The sequence below is a fragment of the Streptomyces sp. NPDC050546 genome (assembly GCF_044457425.1).
In the GTDB taxonomy this organism is placed as follows: Bacteria; Actinomycetota; Actinomycetes; order Streptomycetales; family Streptomycetaceae; genus Streptomyces.
Genome location: NZ_JBITGX010000013.1, coordinates 66,420 through 81,554, shown reverse-complemented (window position 1 = coordinate 81,554; position 15,135 = coordinate 66,420). Strand labels below are relative to the sequence as shown.

Here is a 15,135-nt window from a genome sequence, read left to right as displayed (position 1 = left end):
GAAGGTGACCGAGAGGAGCGAACCGTGATCGTCGCACTGATCGCCGCCTGCGAGATCGGCTTCTGGGTACTGCTGGCCGCCGGACTCGGCGCCCGCTACCTGCTGAAGATGCCGCGCACCGGCCTGGCGCTGCTGCTCTGCGAGCCGCTGCTGGAGGTCGTCCTGCTGGTCGCCACCGCGCTGGACCTGAAGAACGGTGCCGACCCGAACTGGACGCACGGCCTGGCCGCGCTGTACATCGGCTACACCGTCGGGCACGGCCACCGCACCGTGAAGTGGCTCGACGGCCACGCGGCCCACCGGTTCGGCGGTGCCCCGCCTCCGCAGAAGCCCCCGCGCGACGGCATGGCCCGCGCGCGCCACGAGGCCAGCATCTGGCTGGGCACGCTGATCGGCGCGGTCGTCGCGACCGTGCTGCTCCAGGGCGCCATCTGGTACGTGGACGACCCGAGCCGCGTCACCTCCCTGGAGAGCTGGCGCTATACCGCCTGGCGCGCGGCCGGTATCCACGGCCTGATCGCGCTGAGCTACTTCGTCTGGCCGCGCAAGCCCTCCGCCGGGGAGCAGGACACCACTGTCAGCACATCGAAGGAAAGGATCCAGTCATGACCAAGGCAAAGCAGTATCTGACCGAAGGCGTCGCCACCTTCCTGATCGGCCTGCTGCTGTGGCGCTTCACCGGAGACATCGACGTCCCCGTCGTCACCCTCACCAAGGTCGGCATCGTGATGATGATCGTCGGCGGGGTCCTCTCCGCCAACGGCCTCTGGCACGCCGCGCGGGGGAGAACCTAGCGCTCGCCGCCCGGAACCCACAACACGTCTCCGACCTGCTTGTTCGCCGTCCTCGCGAGGATGAACAGCAGGTCGGAGGCGCGGTTGAGGTAGGTCGCCGTCAGGGGGTTCATCGTCTCGCCGTGCACCTCCAGGGCGGCCCACGTCGAGCGCTCCGCCCGGCGTACGACGGTGCAGGCCTGGTGGAGCAGGGCCGCGCCCGGGGTGCCGCCCGGCAGGATGAAGGAGCGGAGCTTCTCCAGCCGCTCGTTGAAGTGGTCGCAGTCCGCTTCGAGCTTGTCGATGTAGAACTGCTCGACCCGCAGCGGCGGGAACTCGGGGTTCTCCACCACCGGCGTGGACAGGTCCGCGCCCACGTCGAACAGGTCGTTCTGCACACGGGTGAGGACCTTGACGACCTCCTCGTCCAGGCCGCCCAGGGCGATCGCCGCGCCGATCGCCGCGTTCGCCTCGTTGGCGTCGGCGTACGCGGAGATCCTGAGGTCGGTCTTGGCGACCCGGCTCATGTCGCCGAGGGCGGTGGTGCCCTGGTCGCCGGTCCTGGTGTAGATGCGCGTCAGATTGACCATGTGGCCAGCGTAGTTATGCTCCGGCGGTTCGGAACACGCGTGTGCCCACTGTCACGGACGCGGTCGTGAGGCCGACGGCCACCAGAACGCCGTAGAGCATGGGCGCCGTCGTGTAGCTGCCGACGTAGGCGTCCCGCACCGCGTCCACCAGATAGCGGAACGGCATGAGGTGCGACAGCACGTCCAGCCAGGCCGGGCCCAGGGTCATCGGGAGCATCAGGCCGGACAGGAGCATGGACGGCATGGTCAGCGCGTTGACCGCCGGGCCGAAGCTCTGCGGGGTGCTCAGCTTCATGGCCAGCGCGTACGACAGCGAGGCCAGCGAGAGCGAGAGCAGGGCGACGAACCCGAAGCCGATCAGCACGCCTCCCAGCGGGGCCCGCAGCCCCATCGCCATCGCCGCCAGCACCAGCAGCACCGCCTGGAAGACGAACACCGTGGCGTCCCGCAGCACCCGGCCGAGCAGCAGGGCCAGCCGGCTCACCGGGGTGACGCGCATGCGTTCGACCACCCCGTGGCCCTTCTCGATGATGATCGAGAAGCCGGCGAACGACGCCCCGAACAGCCCCAGTTGGAGCAGCAGTCCGGGGACGAGCACCTGCCAGGAGCTGCCCTGCCCGCCGAGCGGCAGGTCCGTGAGCAGGGGACCGAAGAACAGCAGGTAGAGCAGCGGCATCAGGACGCCGAAGAGCAGGGCGAATCGGGAGCGCAGGGACTGGCGGAGATAGCGCCCGTAGACAAGCGCGGTGTCGTGGAAGAGCATCTCTGGGATTCCTATACGGCTACGGGTTCGGCGTCGGCCGGGGTGGCGCTGCGGCCGGTGATGGCGAGGAAGGTGTCCTGGAGCGAGGCGTCGAGCGAGCCTCCGTACCGGAGCTTCAGCGCGCTCGGGGTGCCCTCGGCGACCACCACGCCCTGGTCGACGACGACCAGCCGGTCGGAGAGGGCGTCGGCCTCGTCGAGGTAGTGGGTCGTCAGGAAGACGGTCGTGCCGTGCTCGTCGCGCAGCCGGCGCACCAGGTCCCACAGGTCGGCACGGCTGCCGGGGTCGAGACCGGTCGTCGGCTCGTCGAGGAACAGCACCTTCGGGCGGTGGGTGAGCGCCATCGCGATGTCCAGCCGCCGCCGCTGCCCGCCGGAGAGCGCGGCGCACTTGCGGTCGAGCAGTTCGGTGAGGCCCAGGTCGCGGGCGAGTTCCTCGGCGCGCTCGGCGGCCCGCGCCCTGTTCAGGCGGTACATGCGCCCCTGGGTGACCAGCTCCTCCCGCACGGTGATCCCCGGGTCGACCCCGCCGGACTGCGCCACGTAGCCGCAGGCCTGTCGCACCCCCGCCGGGTCGGTCGCCAGGTCATGGCCCGCGACGGTGGCGGCCCCGCCGGTCGGCTCCAGCAGGGTCGTGAGCATGCGCAGTGTCGTCGTCTTGCCGGCGCCGTTCGGGCCGAGGAAGCCGAGGATCTCGCCCTCGCGGACGGTCAGGTCGATGCCGCGCACGGCCTCCACGACCCCACGCCTGGTCCGGAAGGCACGGGCGAGCCCGGCCGTACTGATGATTGCCATGCCCATAGAAAAACAGAGTCTCTTAAAGTTTGCAATGACTCCAAGTTTTCAGACTCCCCAGGGAAGCTAGGATTCGGACATGGCTGAGGGACTCAGGGAGCGGAAGAAACGCGAGACCAGGCAGCGCATCTCGGACATCGCCACCGGGCTGTTCCTGGAGCACGGGTTCGTGACGGTGACGATCGCGGAGGTGGCGGAGGCGGCCGACGTCTCCGTGAACACCGTCTACAACTACTTCCCGGCCAAGGAGGACCTCTTCTTCGACCGCTCCCAGGGCGTCGTCGACCGCCTCTCCCGCTGGGTGCGCGGCCGGGACGCGGGGGAGTCGGCCGCCCGGGCGGTGCTGCGCGAGCTGCGCGCCGAGACCGAGGCCGTCTCGCCCCGGATGGGCCTCATCGAGGGCTACGACCGCTTCATGCGCTGCATCGACGAGGCGCCGCCGCTGCGCTCCCGGCTGTGGAGCATCCAGCAGGAGGTCCAGGACAACCTGGAGGCGACCCTCCGCGAGGAGACCGGCGCCGGTGACGGCGACCCGCTGCCCGGGCTGATCGCCGGTCAGATCTGCTGGATCCACGGCACCGTCTTCGTCGCCGTCGGCCGCGAGATGGTCAAGGGGCGCAACCCGGACGAAGTATCACGAGAGATGCTCGTCCTCCTCGACGACATCGAGGAGCTGTTGAGCGAGAAGGTGCTCAACTACGCCGTACGAGCCGCCCCATGACCCTGCCCGGTGTGATGTCCGTCATGTGAGACGTGACGCGCGTTACTTAGCGGTCACACAGCGCCTCACGAACGCTAGTGTCCGCCCGAGAGGCATACATAAGAGCCGTGTCAGCAGGGAGTCGTAACGTGGCAGGGAAGCTCGCCGTCATCGGAGCCGGCCTCATGGGAGCCGGTATCGCCCAGGTCTCGGCACAGGCGGGCTGGGACGTCGTCCTGCGCGACGTCACCGACGAGGCGCTGAAGCGGGGCACCGACGGAATCAAGGCCTCGTACGACAAGTTCGTCGCCAAGGGCAAGCTGGAGGCGCACGACGCCGACGCCGCCCTCGCCCGGATCACCGCCACCACCGACCTGGACGCCGTGGCCGACGCGGACGTCGTCGTCGAGGCCGTCTTCGAGAAGCTCGAGATCAAGCACGAGATCTTCCGCGCGCTCGACAAGCTGGTGAAGGACGAGGCGATCCTCGCCTCCAACACCTCCGCCATCCCGATCACCAAGATCGCGGCCGCGACGGAGCGCCCCGAGCGGGTCGTCGGCGCGCACTTCTTCTCGCCGGTGCCGATGATGCAGCTGTGCGAACTGGTCCGCGGCTACAAGACCAGCGACGAAACTCTCGCCAAGGCCCGTGAGTTCGCCGAGTCGGTCGGCAAGACCTGCATCGTCGTCAACCGTGACGTCGCCGGCTTCGTGACGACCCGTCTCATCTGCGCCCTGGTCGTCGAGGCCGCGAAGCTGCAGGAGTCGGGCGTGGCGAGCGCCGAGGACATCGACCTCGCCTGCAAGCTGGGCTTCGGCCACGCCATGGGACCCCTGGCGACGGCGGACCTGACGGGCGTCGACATCCTGCTGCACGCCACCAGCAACATCTACACCGAGTCCCAGGACGAGAAGTTCGCTGCTCCCGAGCTGATGCGCCGGATGGTTGACGCCGGTGACATCGGACGCAAGAGCGGGCAGGGCTTCTACAAGCACTGAAACCGCACATGCCCCGGGGGCATCACACCCCCGGGTGAATTCGGTATCGGTTCGCTTACAAGAAGCAACCTCTGCCGCCTCCACACAGTCAGAGGTTGCATCACCGGCATCAGAACGCGGAGCACGAGACGCACGCACGGGGAGCGCATATGCACATCAGGGGCGACCACGCCGAGCTGGTCGTCGGGGGCCGCCTCGACGTCCGGAGCGCGGCGGACGCCCGTACGGTCCTGCACTCGGCCGTCGACGACGGAGTCGGCGACCTCGTGCTCGACCTGTCCGAACTGGACTCCTGGGACGCCACCGGACTCGGCGTGATCATGGGAGCCCACCGGCGGGCCGGCCGCTGCGGCCGGCGCCTGGTGCTGCGCGGTGTACCGCCGCAGATGCAGCGCCTGCTGGTGGCCACCCGCCTGCACCGGATCCTGGCGATCGAAGGGGGCATCGGGGTGGAGACACTGCCCCGCGTGTGACGCCGGAGTACGGGTGTGAACCGGGCGACCGGGGAGACCCGGACGGACCTTGTCGAATCGTGCGACGAGCACAATCCTCACGAGACCGTGACGTCTCGGACGCCGCGGTACCCCGGACTGTCGTAGATACTGTGCGAATGGTTTAGGGTTCGGCTGCCCGCTGCCTTGCCACCCTTCGAGCGGGCCCGGACCAGAAGCGACAGCGCGGTGTGCAGCAAGGCCGGGAGGGGCTTTCACAGCACACACCCGCTTTTGGGGGGCTTGACTTATGGACCCGAACACCCGGGGACCCGAGGAGTACGGCCACGAGGGCGACGGCCAGGGGCCGCGCCAGCGCCCGCCCCGGGAATCCCTCACACCCGACTTCGCCCAGCACGCGCCCGCGCTCGCGCGCACGGTGCGGCTCGTCGCCGGCGACTTCCTGCTGACCGTCAACCCCGTCGACGGCAGCGAGATAGAGGCCTGCCCGCCCGCCGAACGGCCCGCCCGGCCCGTGAAGCTCACCCCGGCCGAACGCGCCGAGGCCGAGCGCGCGGCCCGGCCGCCCGTCCCGCCCGGCCCCGCGCGTCCCGCCCTGCCCCTGCTGGCCCGACAGGACGAACGCGAGCGACTGGTGCGCCTGCTCGCCCGCGGCCGCTCCGTCCGCCTCACCGGACCCGCCGGCTCGGGCCGCACCCGCCTCCTCGACCTCGTCGCCGAGGACTGCTCGGACCTCGCACCCGACGGCGTCGTCCGCCTCAGCGGCTTCGGCCGCACCTCCGGCGACCTGCGGTACGAACTCTTCCGCGCCGTCTTCAACGCCCCCCTGTACCGCCCGGACCAGGACGAACTGCTCACCCACCTCCGTGAGATCGGCGCGGTCGTCGTCCTCGACGACATCGAGTTCGGCGGCGCCGCGCTCGACGAGCTGCTGGAGGCGACCCCGGAGTGCGCCTTCCTGCTCGGCGCCACCCCGGACGTGCCCGCTCCCTCCGCCGGCTCGGCCGTCGAGGAGGTCGCCCTCGGCGGCCTGGACCGCGCGGCCGGACTCGACCTGCTGGAGCACGCCGTCGGCCGGTCCCTCACCGAGGAGGAGTCCAACTGGGCGGGTGACCTCTGGTTCGAGTCCGAGGGCCTGCCGCTGCGCTTCGTCCAGGCCGGTGCCCTGCTGCGGCAGCGCGACCATCTGCGCGCCGGGACGAGCGCCGTCGACGAGTTCGGCGTCTTCGAGGACGCGCCCCCGGCCGAGGCGTACGACGCCGCCGACGGGGACGACGTACCGCTGCCCTCGCTCGGCGAGGCCGCCGCCCCCGCCCCGCTGCTCGCCTCCCGGCTGAGCGCCTCCGCCCGCGCCACCCTGCGCTTCGCCGTCGCCCTCGGCGGCGAGGTGCCGCACCAGGCGCATCTGCCCGCCCTGGTCGGCGACACCCACGCGGACGCCGCCCTCGGTGAGCTGGCCGTCTGCGGCCTGGTCTCCCCGGTCGGCTCCCGCTACCGGCTCGCCGCGGGTGTGCCGGCCCAGCTGGAGGCCGCCGGATACGGCGACGAGGCCGAGGCAGGCGCCCGCAGCGCCGCCCAGCACTACTCCTGGTGGGCCGGGCACCCCTCGGTCACCCCGGAGCGCGTGTGTGCCGAGTCCGACGCCGTCCTCGCGGCCCTGGCAGTCCTCGGGCCCCTCACCCGGCCGCCCGCCGAGGGCGAGGAGAGCGCGGCCGTCCACCTGGCCCGCACCGCCGCCCCCGCGTTCGCCGCCGGACTGCACTGGAGCGCCTGGGAGCGGGCCCTGCGGGCCGGCGCCGAGGCCGCCCGGCTCGCCGGGGACGTCGCCGAGGAGGCCTACTTCCACCACGAGCTCGGCATCCTCGCCCTGTGCGGCGGCCGGCTCGACCGGGCCCGGGCCGAACTGGAGGCCTCCATCGGCCTGCGCGGCGCCCTGTCCGACAAGCGCGGCACCGTCGCCGGCCGGCGCGCCCTCGCCCTGGTCTCCGACCGCTCGGGCACCCCGATCGGGCTCGGGCCGACCGCGGGGGAGGAGGTGCCCGACGCCCGGGTCGAGGAGTCGGCGTCTCCGGCCGGCGGTGTTCCGGCGGCCTTCCCGACACTCCAGCAGCCCTCCTCGCCGACCGTGATCAGCCACCACAGCTCATCCGCGTCCTCGCACAAGGCCCGGGGCGGCCTCAAGGGCCTGGCCCGTCGCAACCTCGTCGCCGCGGGCGCCGGTGCCCTGCTCGTCGCCGTGCTCGGCACGGTGGTGACCCTCGGCGCCACCTCCGACAAGGACCGGAACCCGCCCTCCGACCAGGTCGGCGTCAACCCCTCGGCCAGCCAGGGCCTGGGCGACGGCAGCCTGGGCGCCGACCCGGCTGCGAACGAGGGCGGCGGCGACACGGGCGCGGCGACCAGCCGCCCGACCGACCCGGGGCCGGACGGCACGCCCGGCACGTCGGACGACCCGACGCCGACGGACGGACCGAGCGGTTCGCAGGACCCGAGCGACCCGGCGGCGACGTCCAAGCCGCCGACGTCCTCGAAGCCGCCGACCACGTCCAAGCCGCCGTCGACGTCCAAGCCCCCGACCACCCCCACCAAGCCGCCGTCGAGCTCGACGCCGCCCTCGCCGACGCCGACACCGACGGACACCGGGGAGCCCACTCCGACGACGACTCCGCCGACGACCAGCCCGTCCACGTCCGACTCGGCCAGCGGCCCGGCCCCGAGCGCACCCACGAGCACCAGCGCGAGCGCGCCCCAGAGCAGTGGCGCGGGTACGCCCAGCAGCTCGGACCAGGTGATCTGACACCCGTACACACAGCAGGGCCGGGTCCGCTATCCGCGGACCCGGCCCTCTTCGTCGGGTGGGGTGGGTCAGAGACCGGGGCGGTCAGAACAGTCGCAGCTTGTCGTCCTCGATGCCGCGCATCGCGTCGTAGTCGAGGACCTGGCAGCCGATGCCCCGGTCCGTCGCGAGGACGCGGGCCTGGGGCTTGATCTCCTGGGCGGCGAAGATGCCGCGGACCGGCGCCAGATGGGGGTCGCGGTTCAGCAGCTCCAGATAGCGCGTCAGCTGCTCCACACCGTCGATCTCACCGCGCCGCTTGATCTCCACCGCGACGGTCTTGCCGTCGGCGTCCCGGCACAGGATGTCCACCGGCCCGATGGCCGTCGGGTACTCGCGGCGGATCAGGGTGTAGCCGTCGCCGAGTGTCTCGATGCGGTCGGCGAGCAGCTCCTGAAGGTGCGCTTCCACGCCGTCCTTGATCAGGCCGGGATCCACGCCCAGTTCGTGCGAGGAGTCGTGGAGGACTTCCTCCATCGTGATGATGAGCTTCTCGCCCGCCTTGTTGATGACGGTCCAGACGCCTTCTTCCTCGCCGGTGCCCTCCTTCAGTGTGCAGGGCGGCGACATCCAGTTCAGGGGCTTGTAGGCCCGGTCGTCGGCGTGGATCGAGACGCTGCCGTCCGCCTTCACCAGGATCAGGCGCGGGGCCGAGGGAAGGTGGGCGGTGAGCCGCCCGGCGTAGTCAACGGAACAGCGGGCAATGACGAGACGCATGGTCGGCAACGCTACTCGACGGGCGCCTGCCGACGCGATTCGCCCTGGAAAACACGTGTTCAGTAATGGCCGATTGTGTGCAGGGTGTGCTCATTGAGAGTGTCTCATCTGCGCATTCTCCTGGTGCCGTCACCGTCGCTTGCTTACGGTATGAACGGGAGGTCGCGAGGTGTGTACGCAGCGTGTCCGGTATCGCGAACCTCCCCTATCTGTCCGGCAACCCCCGCTCGCCGGGGGTGCGAGAGGAGAACTCATGTCGCTCGACGTCTCACCGGCCCTACTCGAACAGGCCGAGCGAGGCGAGGTCGACGAAGCGGAATTCGTCGACTGCGTCCGGACCTCCCTGCCCTATGCGTGGGAGATGATCAGCTCCCTGGTGGCCCAGCTGAAGGTGGACGGCGGTGCGTTCGCCGACAACCAGACGCCTCCGCCGGACGAGCGGGCACGCGGTCAGTTGCTGCGTGCGCTTGCGAGTGACGCGATACGAGGCGCGCTGCAACGGCACTTCGGTGTGCGGCTGGCTTTCCAGAACTGCCACCGGGTAGCCGTGTTCCCGCTTGACTCCTCGGTCGACGAGAAGCTGAACCGCTTCACCTCGGTCCGCAGCCAGGTGCTGAACCAGTCACCCGAGTTCCGGGACTGCTGACGCGGCGCCGCTTGCTTGCCGCTCCGTACGCGGGAGGTGCGCTTTTGTACCGGAGCGGCAAGCCCCCAGGAATCCATCGCGCGCTCAGACGAGTTGGGGGAGCACCTCGGTCCCCAGCCGCCGTACGTTCTCCTCGGTCGCCGCCAGGTCACCCGAGCCCTCGACGAGCAGGGCGAAGCGCGAGATGCCGGTCCGCTCGCTGGTCGCCGCCAGCCGGTCGGCGCACAGCCGCGGCGTCCCCACCGGGTGCAGCCCGCAGAGCAGTTCGGTGTACGCCAGCGGGTCGCGCATCCGGCGTGTGCGCCCGTCGACCGTGACATGCGCCTCCAGGCCCTGCTTCAGCCAGCCCGGCATCGCCTTCATCAGCGTCTCCGCCGCGTCGACGCGCCGGTCCGCGATCTGGCAGACGCCGGCCGACACATGGGACGCGCCGAGGATCTCCTCGGCGGACCGGCCGCACGCCCGCGCGTGCTGCCGCCACAGGGCGACCATCTCGGCCTTCTCCTCGTCCCCCACATGCATCCCGAGCAGCATCGAGAGACCGCGCTCGGCGGCCAGCCGCACGCTCGCCGGGGAGGTGCAGGCGACGACCAGCTCGGGCCCCTGGACGTCGGTCAGAGCCTCCGACGGCCGGGGGACCACCGGGACTTCACGGAAGCGGAAGCGCTCCCCGTCGGCCGCCACGGACGGTTCGCGCAGCCAGCGGTCCAGGAGGTCCAGGGCCTCCGGGAACCCCTTCTCGTACGCATCGAGGCCCGCGCCGAACACCTCCAGGTCGACCCACGGGCCGCCGCGCCCGACACCCAGCGTGAACCGCCCGCCGCTCGTGTGGTGCAGCAGCGCGGCCTGTTCGCCGAGGGTCACGGGGTGGGCGGTGGGCAGGACACTGACCGCCGTACCGACCCGGATGCGGCGGGTGCGGCCGAGCAGTAAGGCTGCCAGGGTGATGGCCGACGGGCATGTGCCGTACGGCACGAAGTGGTGCTCGGCCAGCCAGACCGCGTCGAGCCCCGACTCCTCGGCCACCTCGGCCGAGCGGACCGCGCGGTGCAGCGCCTCTCCCTCGCCCTGACCGGGGAACTGGGCCGCCAACACGAAACTTCCAACGTGCATTGCTTTCCTGCTTCCTTGGCTCCGACACGGAGCTCCCCCACAGGGCATAACCGTCTGACACGTGCCGAGGACACGGCCGGGCGGAGTATTTTGCGGATTGTCTGCAGAATGGGGCGTTCCGCTGCGGGTCGCGGCGCACCCGCCTCGCCCGGCGAGGGACTTGTGGCGATTGGTGCCGTACGCGTACCCTCGTCCGCGCCGCGTAGGCTGGACACGGCCCGTGCTTCCTGTATAGCCCCGAGAGGTGTCCTGTGTCCCCGCGTCGCAACCGACCCAAGGATGCCGGTTCGTCAGGCCGGAGCGCCGAGGACGACAGCCCCGGCCGCTACGGCGGCTGGCAGTCCTCGGAGAACTGGCAGGGCGAGAACTGGAGCGTGCGGCATGTGGCCGGCGCGAGCGCGCAGGGCAAGTCCTACCGCTGTCCCGGCTGCGACCAGCTGATCCCCGACGGTGTGCCGCACGTGGTGGCCTGGTCCGAGCACACGGGCGTCGACGACCGCCGGCACTGGCACAAGGCCTGCTGGAACGCGCGGGACCGCCGCACCCCGGGGGTGCGGCGGTCCCGTAACTCGCCGAGATTCTGAGGGGACTCAGAGATTCTGAGGGGACTCAGACGTCCCGCTTCTCCAGCAGCGCGAAGGCGGCGGCGAACGCCACGGCCGTCGCGCCGAGGATGATCCACAGCGGGTCCCAGCCGGACGGGCCGGACTCGCTGAGGGAGTTGGCGTAGAAGATGCTCAGCTGGTTCGGGATGGAGTACTCGAACAGCGCGTCGCGCACGGCCCGCAGCGACTCCGAGAACATGAACAGCGCGATCACCAGCGGGGCGAGCACGGCGCCGATCATGATGGTGATCGCGCCCGCCGAGTGCCGGATGATCGAGCCGACGGCGAGCGAGAGCAGGCCCAGCAGCGCGACGTAGGCCGACATGCCGACCGTGGCCTTCAGCCACTCCCCGCCGGTGGGGGACTTGGCGCCGTCGCCCTCCAGCATGGCGACGTGCAGGAAGGCGACGAGGGACGCGGACACCAGCGTCACCACGAACGCGACCAGGAAGAACACGATGGCCTTGGCCGCCAGCACCCGGCCGCGGCTCGGGCACGCGACCATCGTGGTGCGGACCATGCCGGTGCCGTACTCCGAGGCCGTGGTCAGCACGCCCAGCGTGATGATGCACATGCTGCCCAGCAGCAGCCCGAAGAAGCCAAGACCGAGCGGGCTCTCACCCTGCAGGGCCGGGTCGGAGTTCGCCACCACCACGCCGGTCAGCAGACCGATGCCGACGACGAGCAGGACGAACACGCCGAGCGTCCAGATGGTGGAGCGCACCGACCTGATCTTCGTCCACTCGGAGGCGAGGGCGTGCCCGAGGTGCGTGCGCACGACCGGGATCGGCGAGGTGTAGCCGGGGTACGCCGAGCCGGAGGCGGGGTGCGGGGTGCCGGGAGCCGCCTGCCAGGCGGGCGCGGCCTGCGGTGTCTGGGACTGGGGGCTGCTCATCGGGCGTCCTCGGGCTTGGTCAGGTCGGAGGTCGGGGCGGGAGCCGGCGGGGCGGTGGGGGTCCCCGGTGGCACGGGCGGCTGGGCAGCCGCCTGCGGGGCCGGAGCGGCGGCGGGCTGCGCGGGGGCGGCTGCGGGGGCCTGCTGGGGAGCCTGAGGCGCCTGGGGTGCGGGCTGGGCGTACGGGTTGGGTGCTCCCGCGCCGGAGGCGCCAGGGGCGCCCGGAGCGGACCCGGGCGCGCTGGGGGCCGCGGGAGCCCCGGGTGCGCCGTAGGGGCCCGCCGGAGCCTGACCCGGTGCGCCCTGCGGCGGCATCGGGAGCGGCTGCCCGCCCTGCTGGGGCGGCGGCGGGGCGTACCAGCCCGGCTGACCCTGCCCCGGCACCGGCATCGGCGGCTGCGCGCCGGGCGGCAGCGGCTGCTGGAGGCCTTCCTTCTGGTCGATGGTCGAGCGGTAGTCGACGGCGCCCTGCGTCATCCGCATGTACGCCTCCTCCAGCGAGGCCTGGTGCGGCGACAGCTCCCACAGCCGTACGTCGGCGGTGTGCGCGATATCGCTGATGCGGGGGAGCGGCAGCCCGGTCACCCGCAGCGCGCCGTCCTGCTCGGGCAGCACGTGCCCGCCGGACTCGGTGAGCGCGGCGGACAGCTTCTCGCGCTGCTGCGGCTCGGTGTCCGGCGTGCGCACCCGCGCGAAGTCCGCGGAGTTCGCGGAGATGAAGTCCGTGATGCTCATGTCGGCGAGCAGCTGCCCGCGCCCGATGACGATGAGGTGGTCGGCGGTCAGCGCCATCTCGCTCATCAGATGGGAGGAGACGAAGACCGTACGGCCCTCCGCGGCCAGCGCCTTCATCAGGTTGCGCACCCAGAGGATGCCCTCGGGGTCGAGGCCGTTGACCGGCTCGTCGAACAGCAGCACCTGCGGGTCGCCGAGCAGCGCGGCGGCGATGCCGAGCCGCTGCCCCATGCCGAGGGAGAAGCCCTTGGACCGCTTCTTGGCCACGTCCTGGAGCCCGACGACCCCGAGCACCTCGTCCACCCGCCTGCCCGGGATGCCCGACAGCTGGGCCAGGGACAGCAGGTGGTTGCGGGCGGACCGGCCGCCGTGCACCGCCTTGGCGTCCAGCAGGGCACCGACCTGGCGGGCGGCGTTGGGCAGCTTGCGGTACGGATAGCCGCCGATCGTCACCTGCCCGGCCGTCGGGTTGTCGAGCCCGAGGATCATCCGCATCGTCGTCGACTTGCCCGAGCCGTTCGGCCCGAGGAAGCCGGTGACGGACCCGGGCCGCACCTGGAAGGAAAGGTTGTACACAGCGGTCTTGTCGCCGTAGCGCTTCGTCAGGCCGACTGCTTCGATCATGCTCCGCACCCATCGCAAGGTTCAGGACAGCGGGGCACACGCCCCCCGTAAGGGTTAGGAGGATATCGAGGCGCTGACGGTTCCGCCCAAATGAAAGTAAAGGCTGGGGCCCCGAAGGGCCCCGACAGCCCCCCTTCCCGACTCTGCCCAGCCTAGGCGTCGCGCTTCTTCAGCAGCACGTACCCGCCGATCAGGGCCGCGAGCACCCACAGCCCCATGATCCCGAGGCCACCCCACGGCCCGTACGGGGTGTCGTCGTCGATCGGCGTGACCACCTGCATGATCTTGCTGCCGGCCTGGTCGGGCAGGAACCGGCCGACCTTCTTCGTCGCGTCGACATTGCCGAGGATGTTGGAGATCAGGAAGAAGAACGGCATCAGGATGCCCAGCGCCAGCATCGGCGAGCGCAGCATCGCGGCGACGCCCATGGAGAACATCGCGATCAGGGCCATGTAGAGGCCGCCGCCGAAGACGGCCCGCAGCACACCCTGGTCACCGATCTCCGCCCCGTGCTCGCCGAGCATCGCCTGCCCCAGGAAGAACGCGGCGAAGCTGGTGACGAGCCCGACCAGCAAGGCCAGCCCCGTGGCCACCGCGATCTTGCTGAACAGGAAGGAGCCGCGCTGCGGCACCGCGGCCAGCGAGGTGCGGATCATGCCGGTGCTGTACTCGTTCGACACCACCAGCACGCCGAACACGATCATCGCGAGCTGGCCGAGGCTCATCCCCGCGAAACTGATGAACGTCGGGTCGAACTCCGCCCGGTCCTGCGCGTTCATGCTGTCGAACTCGTTCTTCGACAGCGCCGAGATCAGCATGCCGAGGGCGACCGTCACGACCACCACCAGCGAGAGCGTCCACACGGTGGACGCGACTGACCGGATCTTGGTCCACTCCGACCGTACGACCTGGGTCGTCGCCATGCTCAGCCCTTCTTCCAGCCGTCGCCCCACTGCTGCTGCTGTGGCGGCTGCGGGCTTGTCTCGCTGTGTGCGTGGTACTCCACCGACTCCGCGGTCAGCTGCATGAATGCCTCCTCGAGCGAGGCCTGTTGCGGGCTCAGCTCATGCAGCGTCAGCCCGTGCTGCGCCGCCAGCTCACCGACGTGCTCGGCCTTGCCGCCGTCCACCTCCAGCACCCCCTCGCCGCTCTCCACGGCCACGATCCCGGCCTGGTGCAGCACATCGAGCAGCCGCTCCCGCTGCGGGCTGCGGACCCGGACGTACGACCGTGAGTTGCGCGCGATGAAGTCGGCCATGGAGGTGTCCGCCAGCAGCCGCCCCTGCCCGATGACCACGAGGTGCTCGGCCGTCAGGGCCATCTCGCTCATCAGATGGGAGGAGACGAACACGGTCCGGCCCTGCGCGGCCAGCGACTTCATCAGGGTGCGGATCCAGTGGATGCCCTCGGGGTCGAGGCCGTTGACCGGCTCGTCGAACATCAGGATCCGCGGGTCGCCCAGCAGTGCGGCCGCGATGCCGAGCCGCTGTCCCATGCCCATCGAGAAGCCCTTGGTCTTCTTCTTCGCGACCGCCGTCAGCCCGACCGTCTCCAGCACATCTCGCACCCGGCCGCGCGGAATGCCGTTGCTCTGTGCGAGGCACAGCAGATGGTTGTAGGCGGTGCGCCCGCCGTGCCAGGCCTTGGCCTCCAGCAGGGCGCCGATGTACGTCAGCGGGTCCTTGAGCTGCTGGTAGTGCTTGCCGTCGATACGGACGTCGCCGGCGGTGGGGTGGTCAAGACCGAGGATCATCCGCATGGTCGTGGACTTCCCCGCGCCGTTGGGCCCGAGAAAGCCGGTGACGATGCCTGGTCTGACAGTGAAGGACAGGTTGTTGACCGCCACCTTCTCGCCGTAACGCTTGGTCAGCCCCTCGAGCTCAATCATGCCGCCA

17 protein-coding genes are annotated in these 15,135 nt (G+C 70.9%); 8 read left to right on the top strand and 9 right to left on the bottom strand.

The window, feature by feature from the left end; all coding sequences use genetic code 11:
- The first annotated feature begins 24 nt into the window (after positions 1–24).
- Both ACIBK5_RS29590 and ACIBK5_RS29585 read left to right on the top strand, forming a co-directional pair.
- A complete protein-coding gene (locus ACIBK5_RS29590) occupies positions 25–609 on the top strand; it encodes a hypothetical protein (RefSeq protein WP_399024181.1) in 585 nt (194 codons plus the stop codon).
- Positions 606–794: a DUF5708 family protein gene (locus ACIBK5_RS29585; RefSeq protein ID WP_399024179.1), complete on the top strand. Its 189-nt coding sequence runs from the start codon at positions 606–608 to the stop codon at positions 792–794. The genes ACIBK5_RS29590 and ACIBK5_RS29585 overlap by 4 nt, the downstream gene beginning before the upstream one ends.
- On the opposite strand, the gene ACIBK5_RS29580 is transcribed toward ACIBK5_RS29585, so the two are convergent.
- The 3 genes from ACIBK5_RS29580 to ACIBK5_RS29570 are packed head-to-tail and all read right to left on the bottom strand — an operon-like array spanning position 791 to position 2,920.
- Entirely contained in the window at positions 791–1,363 is a 573-nt protein-coding gene (locus ACIBK5_RS29580) for a cob(I)yrinic acid a,c-diamide adenosyltransferase (protein WP_399024177.1), read from the bottom strand. The two genes, ACIBK5_RS29585 and ACIBK5_RS29580, sit on opposite strands and share 4 nt — an antisense overlap.
- Positions 1,364–1,376: 13 nt before the next feature.
- Positions 1,377–2,126 carry an ABC transporter permease gene (locus tag ACIBK5_RS29575; protein ID WP_399024176.1) on the bottom strand — a complete coding sequence of 250 codons (750 nt, stop codon included), beginning with the start codon at positions 2,124–2,126 and terminating at the stop codon, positions 1,377–1,379.
- A gap of 11 nt (positions 2,127–2,137) precedes the next feature.
- On the bottom strand, positions 2,138–2,920 hold the full coding sequence (locus tag ACIBK5_RS29570) for an ABC transporter ATP-binding protein (protein ID WP_399024174.1): 783 nt from the start codon (positions 2,918–2,920) through the stop codon (positions 2,138–2,140).
- Between the two features lie 79 nt (positions 2,921–2,999).
- On the opposite strand from ACIBK5_RS29570, the gene ACIBK5_RS29565 reads away from it, so the two are divergent.
- From ACIBK5_RS29565 to ACIBK5_RS29550, 4 genes are all read left to right on the top strand, one after another.
- Positions 3,000–3,641, top strand: coding sequence for a TetR family transcriptional regulator (locus tag ACIBK5_RS29565; RefSeq protein WP_391113616.1), 642 nt, complete (start codon positions 3,000–3,002; stop codon positions 3,639–3,641).
- Positions 3,642–3,769: 128 nt separating this feature from the next.
- Positions 3,770–4,618 (top strand): 3-hydroxyacyl-CoA dehydrogenase family protein, encoded by an 849-nt coding sequence (locus ACIBK5_RS29560; RefSeq protein ID WP_382581231.1) that lies wholly within the window; start codon positions 3,770–3,772, stop codon positions 4,616–4,618.
- 149 nt (positions 4,619–4,767) lie between these two features.
- Positions 4,768–5,091 (top strand): STAS domain-containing protein, encoded by a 324-nt coding sequence (locus tag ACIBK5_RS29555; RefSeq protein WP_003993003.1) that lies wholly within the window; start codon positions 4,768–4,770, stop codon positions 5,089–5,091.
- A 268-nt stretch (positions 5,092–5,359) separates the two neighbouring features.
- Complete coding sequence (locus ACIBK5_RS29550) at positions 5,360–7,867, top strand: ATP-binding protein (RefSeq protein WP_399024171.1); 2,508 nt, start codon at positions 5,360–5,362, stop codon at positions 7,865–7,867.
- An 84-nt stretch (positions 7,868–7,951) separates the two neighbouring features.
- Here ACIBK5_RS29550 and nucS read toward each other — a convergent pair whose 3' ends face one another.
- The gene (nucS, locus tag ACIBK5_RS29545) at positions 7,952–8,623 is read right to left on the bottom strand and encodes an endonuclease NucS (RefSeq protein WP_399024169.1); all 672 of its coding nucleotides are present in this window, start codon (positions 8,621–8,623) and stop codon (positions 7,952–7,954) included.
- Between the two features lie 253 nt (positions 8,624–8,876).
- Between nucS and ACIBK5_RS29540 the strand changes: the two genes are divergently transcribed.
- On the top strand, positions 8,877–9,269 hold the full coding sequence (locus ACIBK5_RS29540; protein ID WP_382497300.1) for an SCO5389 family protein: 393 nt from the start codon (positions 8,877–8,879) through the stop codon (positions 9,267–9,269).
- Positions 9,270–9,353: 84 nt separating this feature from the next.
- Here ACIBK5_RS29540 and ACIBK5_RS29535 read toward each other — a convergent pair whose 3' ends face one another.
- Positions 9,354–10,382 carry an LLM class flavin-dependent oxidoreductase gene (locus ACIBK5_RS29535; RefSeq protein ID WP_399024166.1) on the bottom strand — a complete coding sequence of 343 codons (1,029 nt, stop codon included), beginning with the start codon at positions 10,380–10,382 and terminating at the stop codon, positions 9,354–9,356.
- 251 nt (positions 10,383–10,633) lie between these two features.
- Here ACIBK5_RS29535 and ACIBK5_RS29530 point away from each other — a divergent pair, with 251 nt between their 5' ends.
- Complete coding sequence (locus tag ACIBK5_RS29530; RefSeq protein WP_261683981.1) at positions 10,634–10,966, top strand: ATP/GTP-binding protein; 333 nt, start codon at positions 10,634–10,636, stop codon at positions 10,964–10,966.
- A 25-nt stretch (positions 10,967–10,991) separates the two neighbouring features.
- Here ACIBK5_RS29530 and ACIBK5_RS29525 read toward each other — a convergent pair whose 3' ends face one another.
- The 4 genes from ACIBK5_RS29525 to ACIBK5_RS29510 form a co-directional block, all read right to left on the bottom strand.
- A complete protein-coding gene (locus ACIBK5_RS29525; protein ID WP_399024163.1) occupies positions 10,992–11,882 on the bottom strand; it encodes an ABC transporter permease subunit in 891 nt (296 codons plus the stop codon).
- Positions 11,879–13,240 (bottom strand): ABC transporter ATP-binding protein, encoded by a 1,362-nt coding sequence (locus ACIBK5_RS29520; protein ID WP_399024161.1) that lies wholly within the window; start codon positions 13,238–13,240, stop codon positions 11,879–11,881. The genes ACIBK5_RS29525 and ACIBK5_RS29520 overlap by 4 nt, the downstream gene beginning before the upstream one ends.
- 152 nt (positions 13,241–13,392) lie before the next feature.
- The gene (locus ACIBK5_RS29515; protein ID WP_399024159.1) at positions 13,393–14,163 is read right to left on the bottom strand and encodes an ABC transporter permease; all 771 of its coding nucleotides are present in this window, start codon (positions 14,161–14,163) and stop codon (positions 13,393–13,395) included.
- 2 nt (positions 14,164–14,165) lie between these two features.
- The gene (locus ACIBK5_RS29510) at positions 14,166–15,128 is read right to left on the bottom strand and encodes an ABC transporter ATP-binding protein (protein WP_399024157.1); all 963 of its coding nucleotides are present in this window, start codon (positions 15,126–15,128) and stop codon (positions 14,166–14,168) included.
- Between the last annotated feature and the right edge of the window lie 7 nt (positions 15,129–15,135).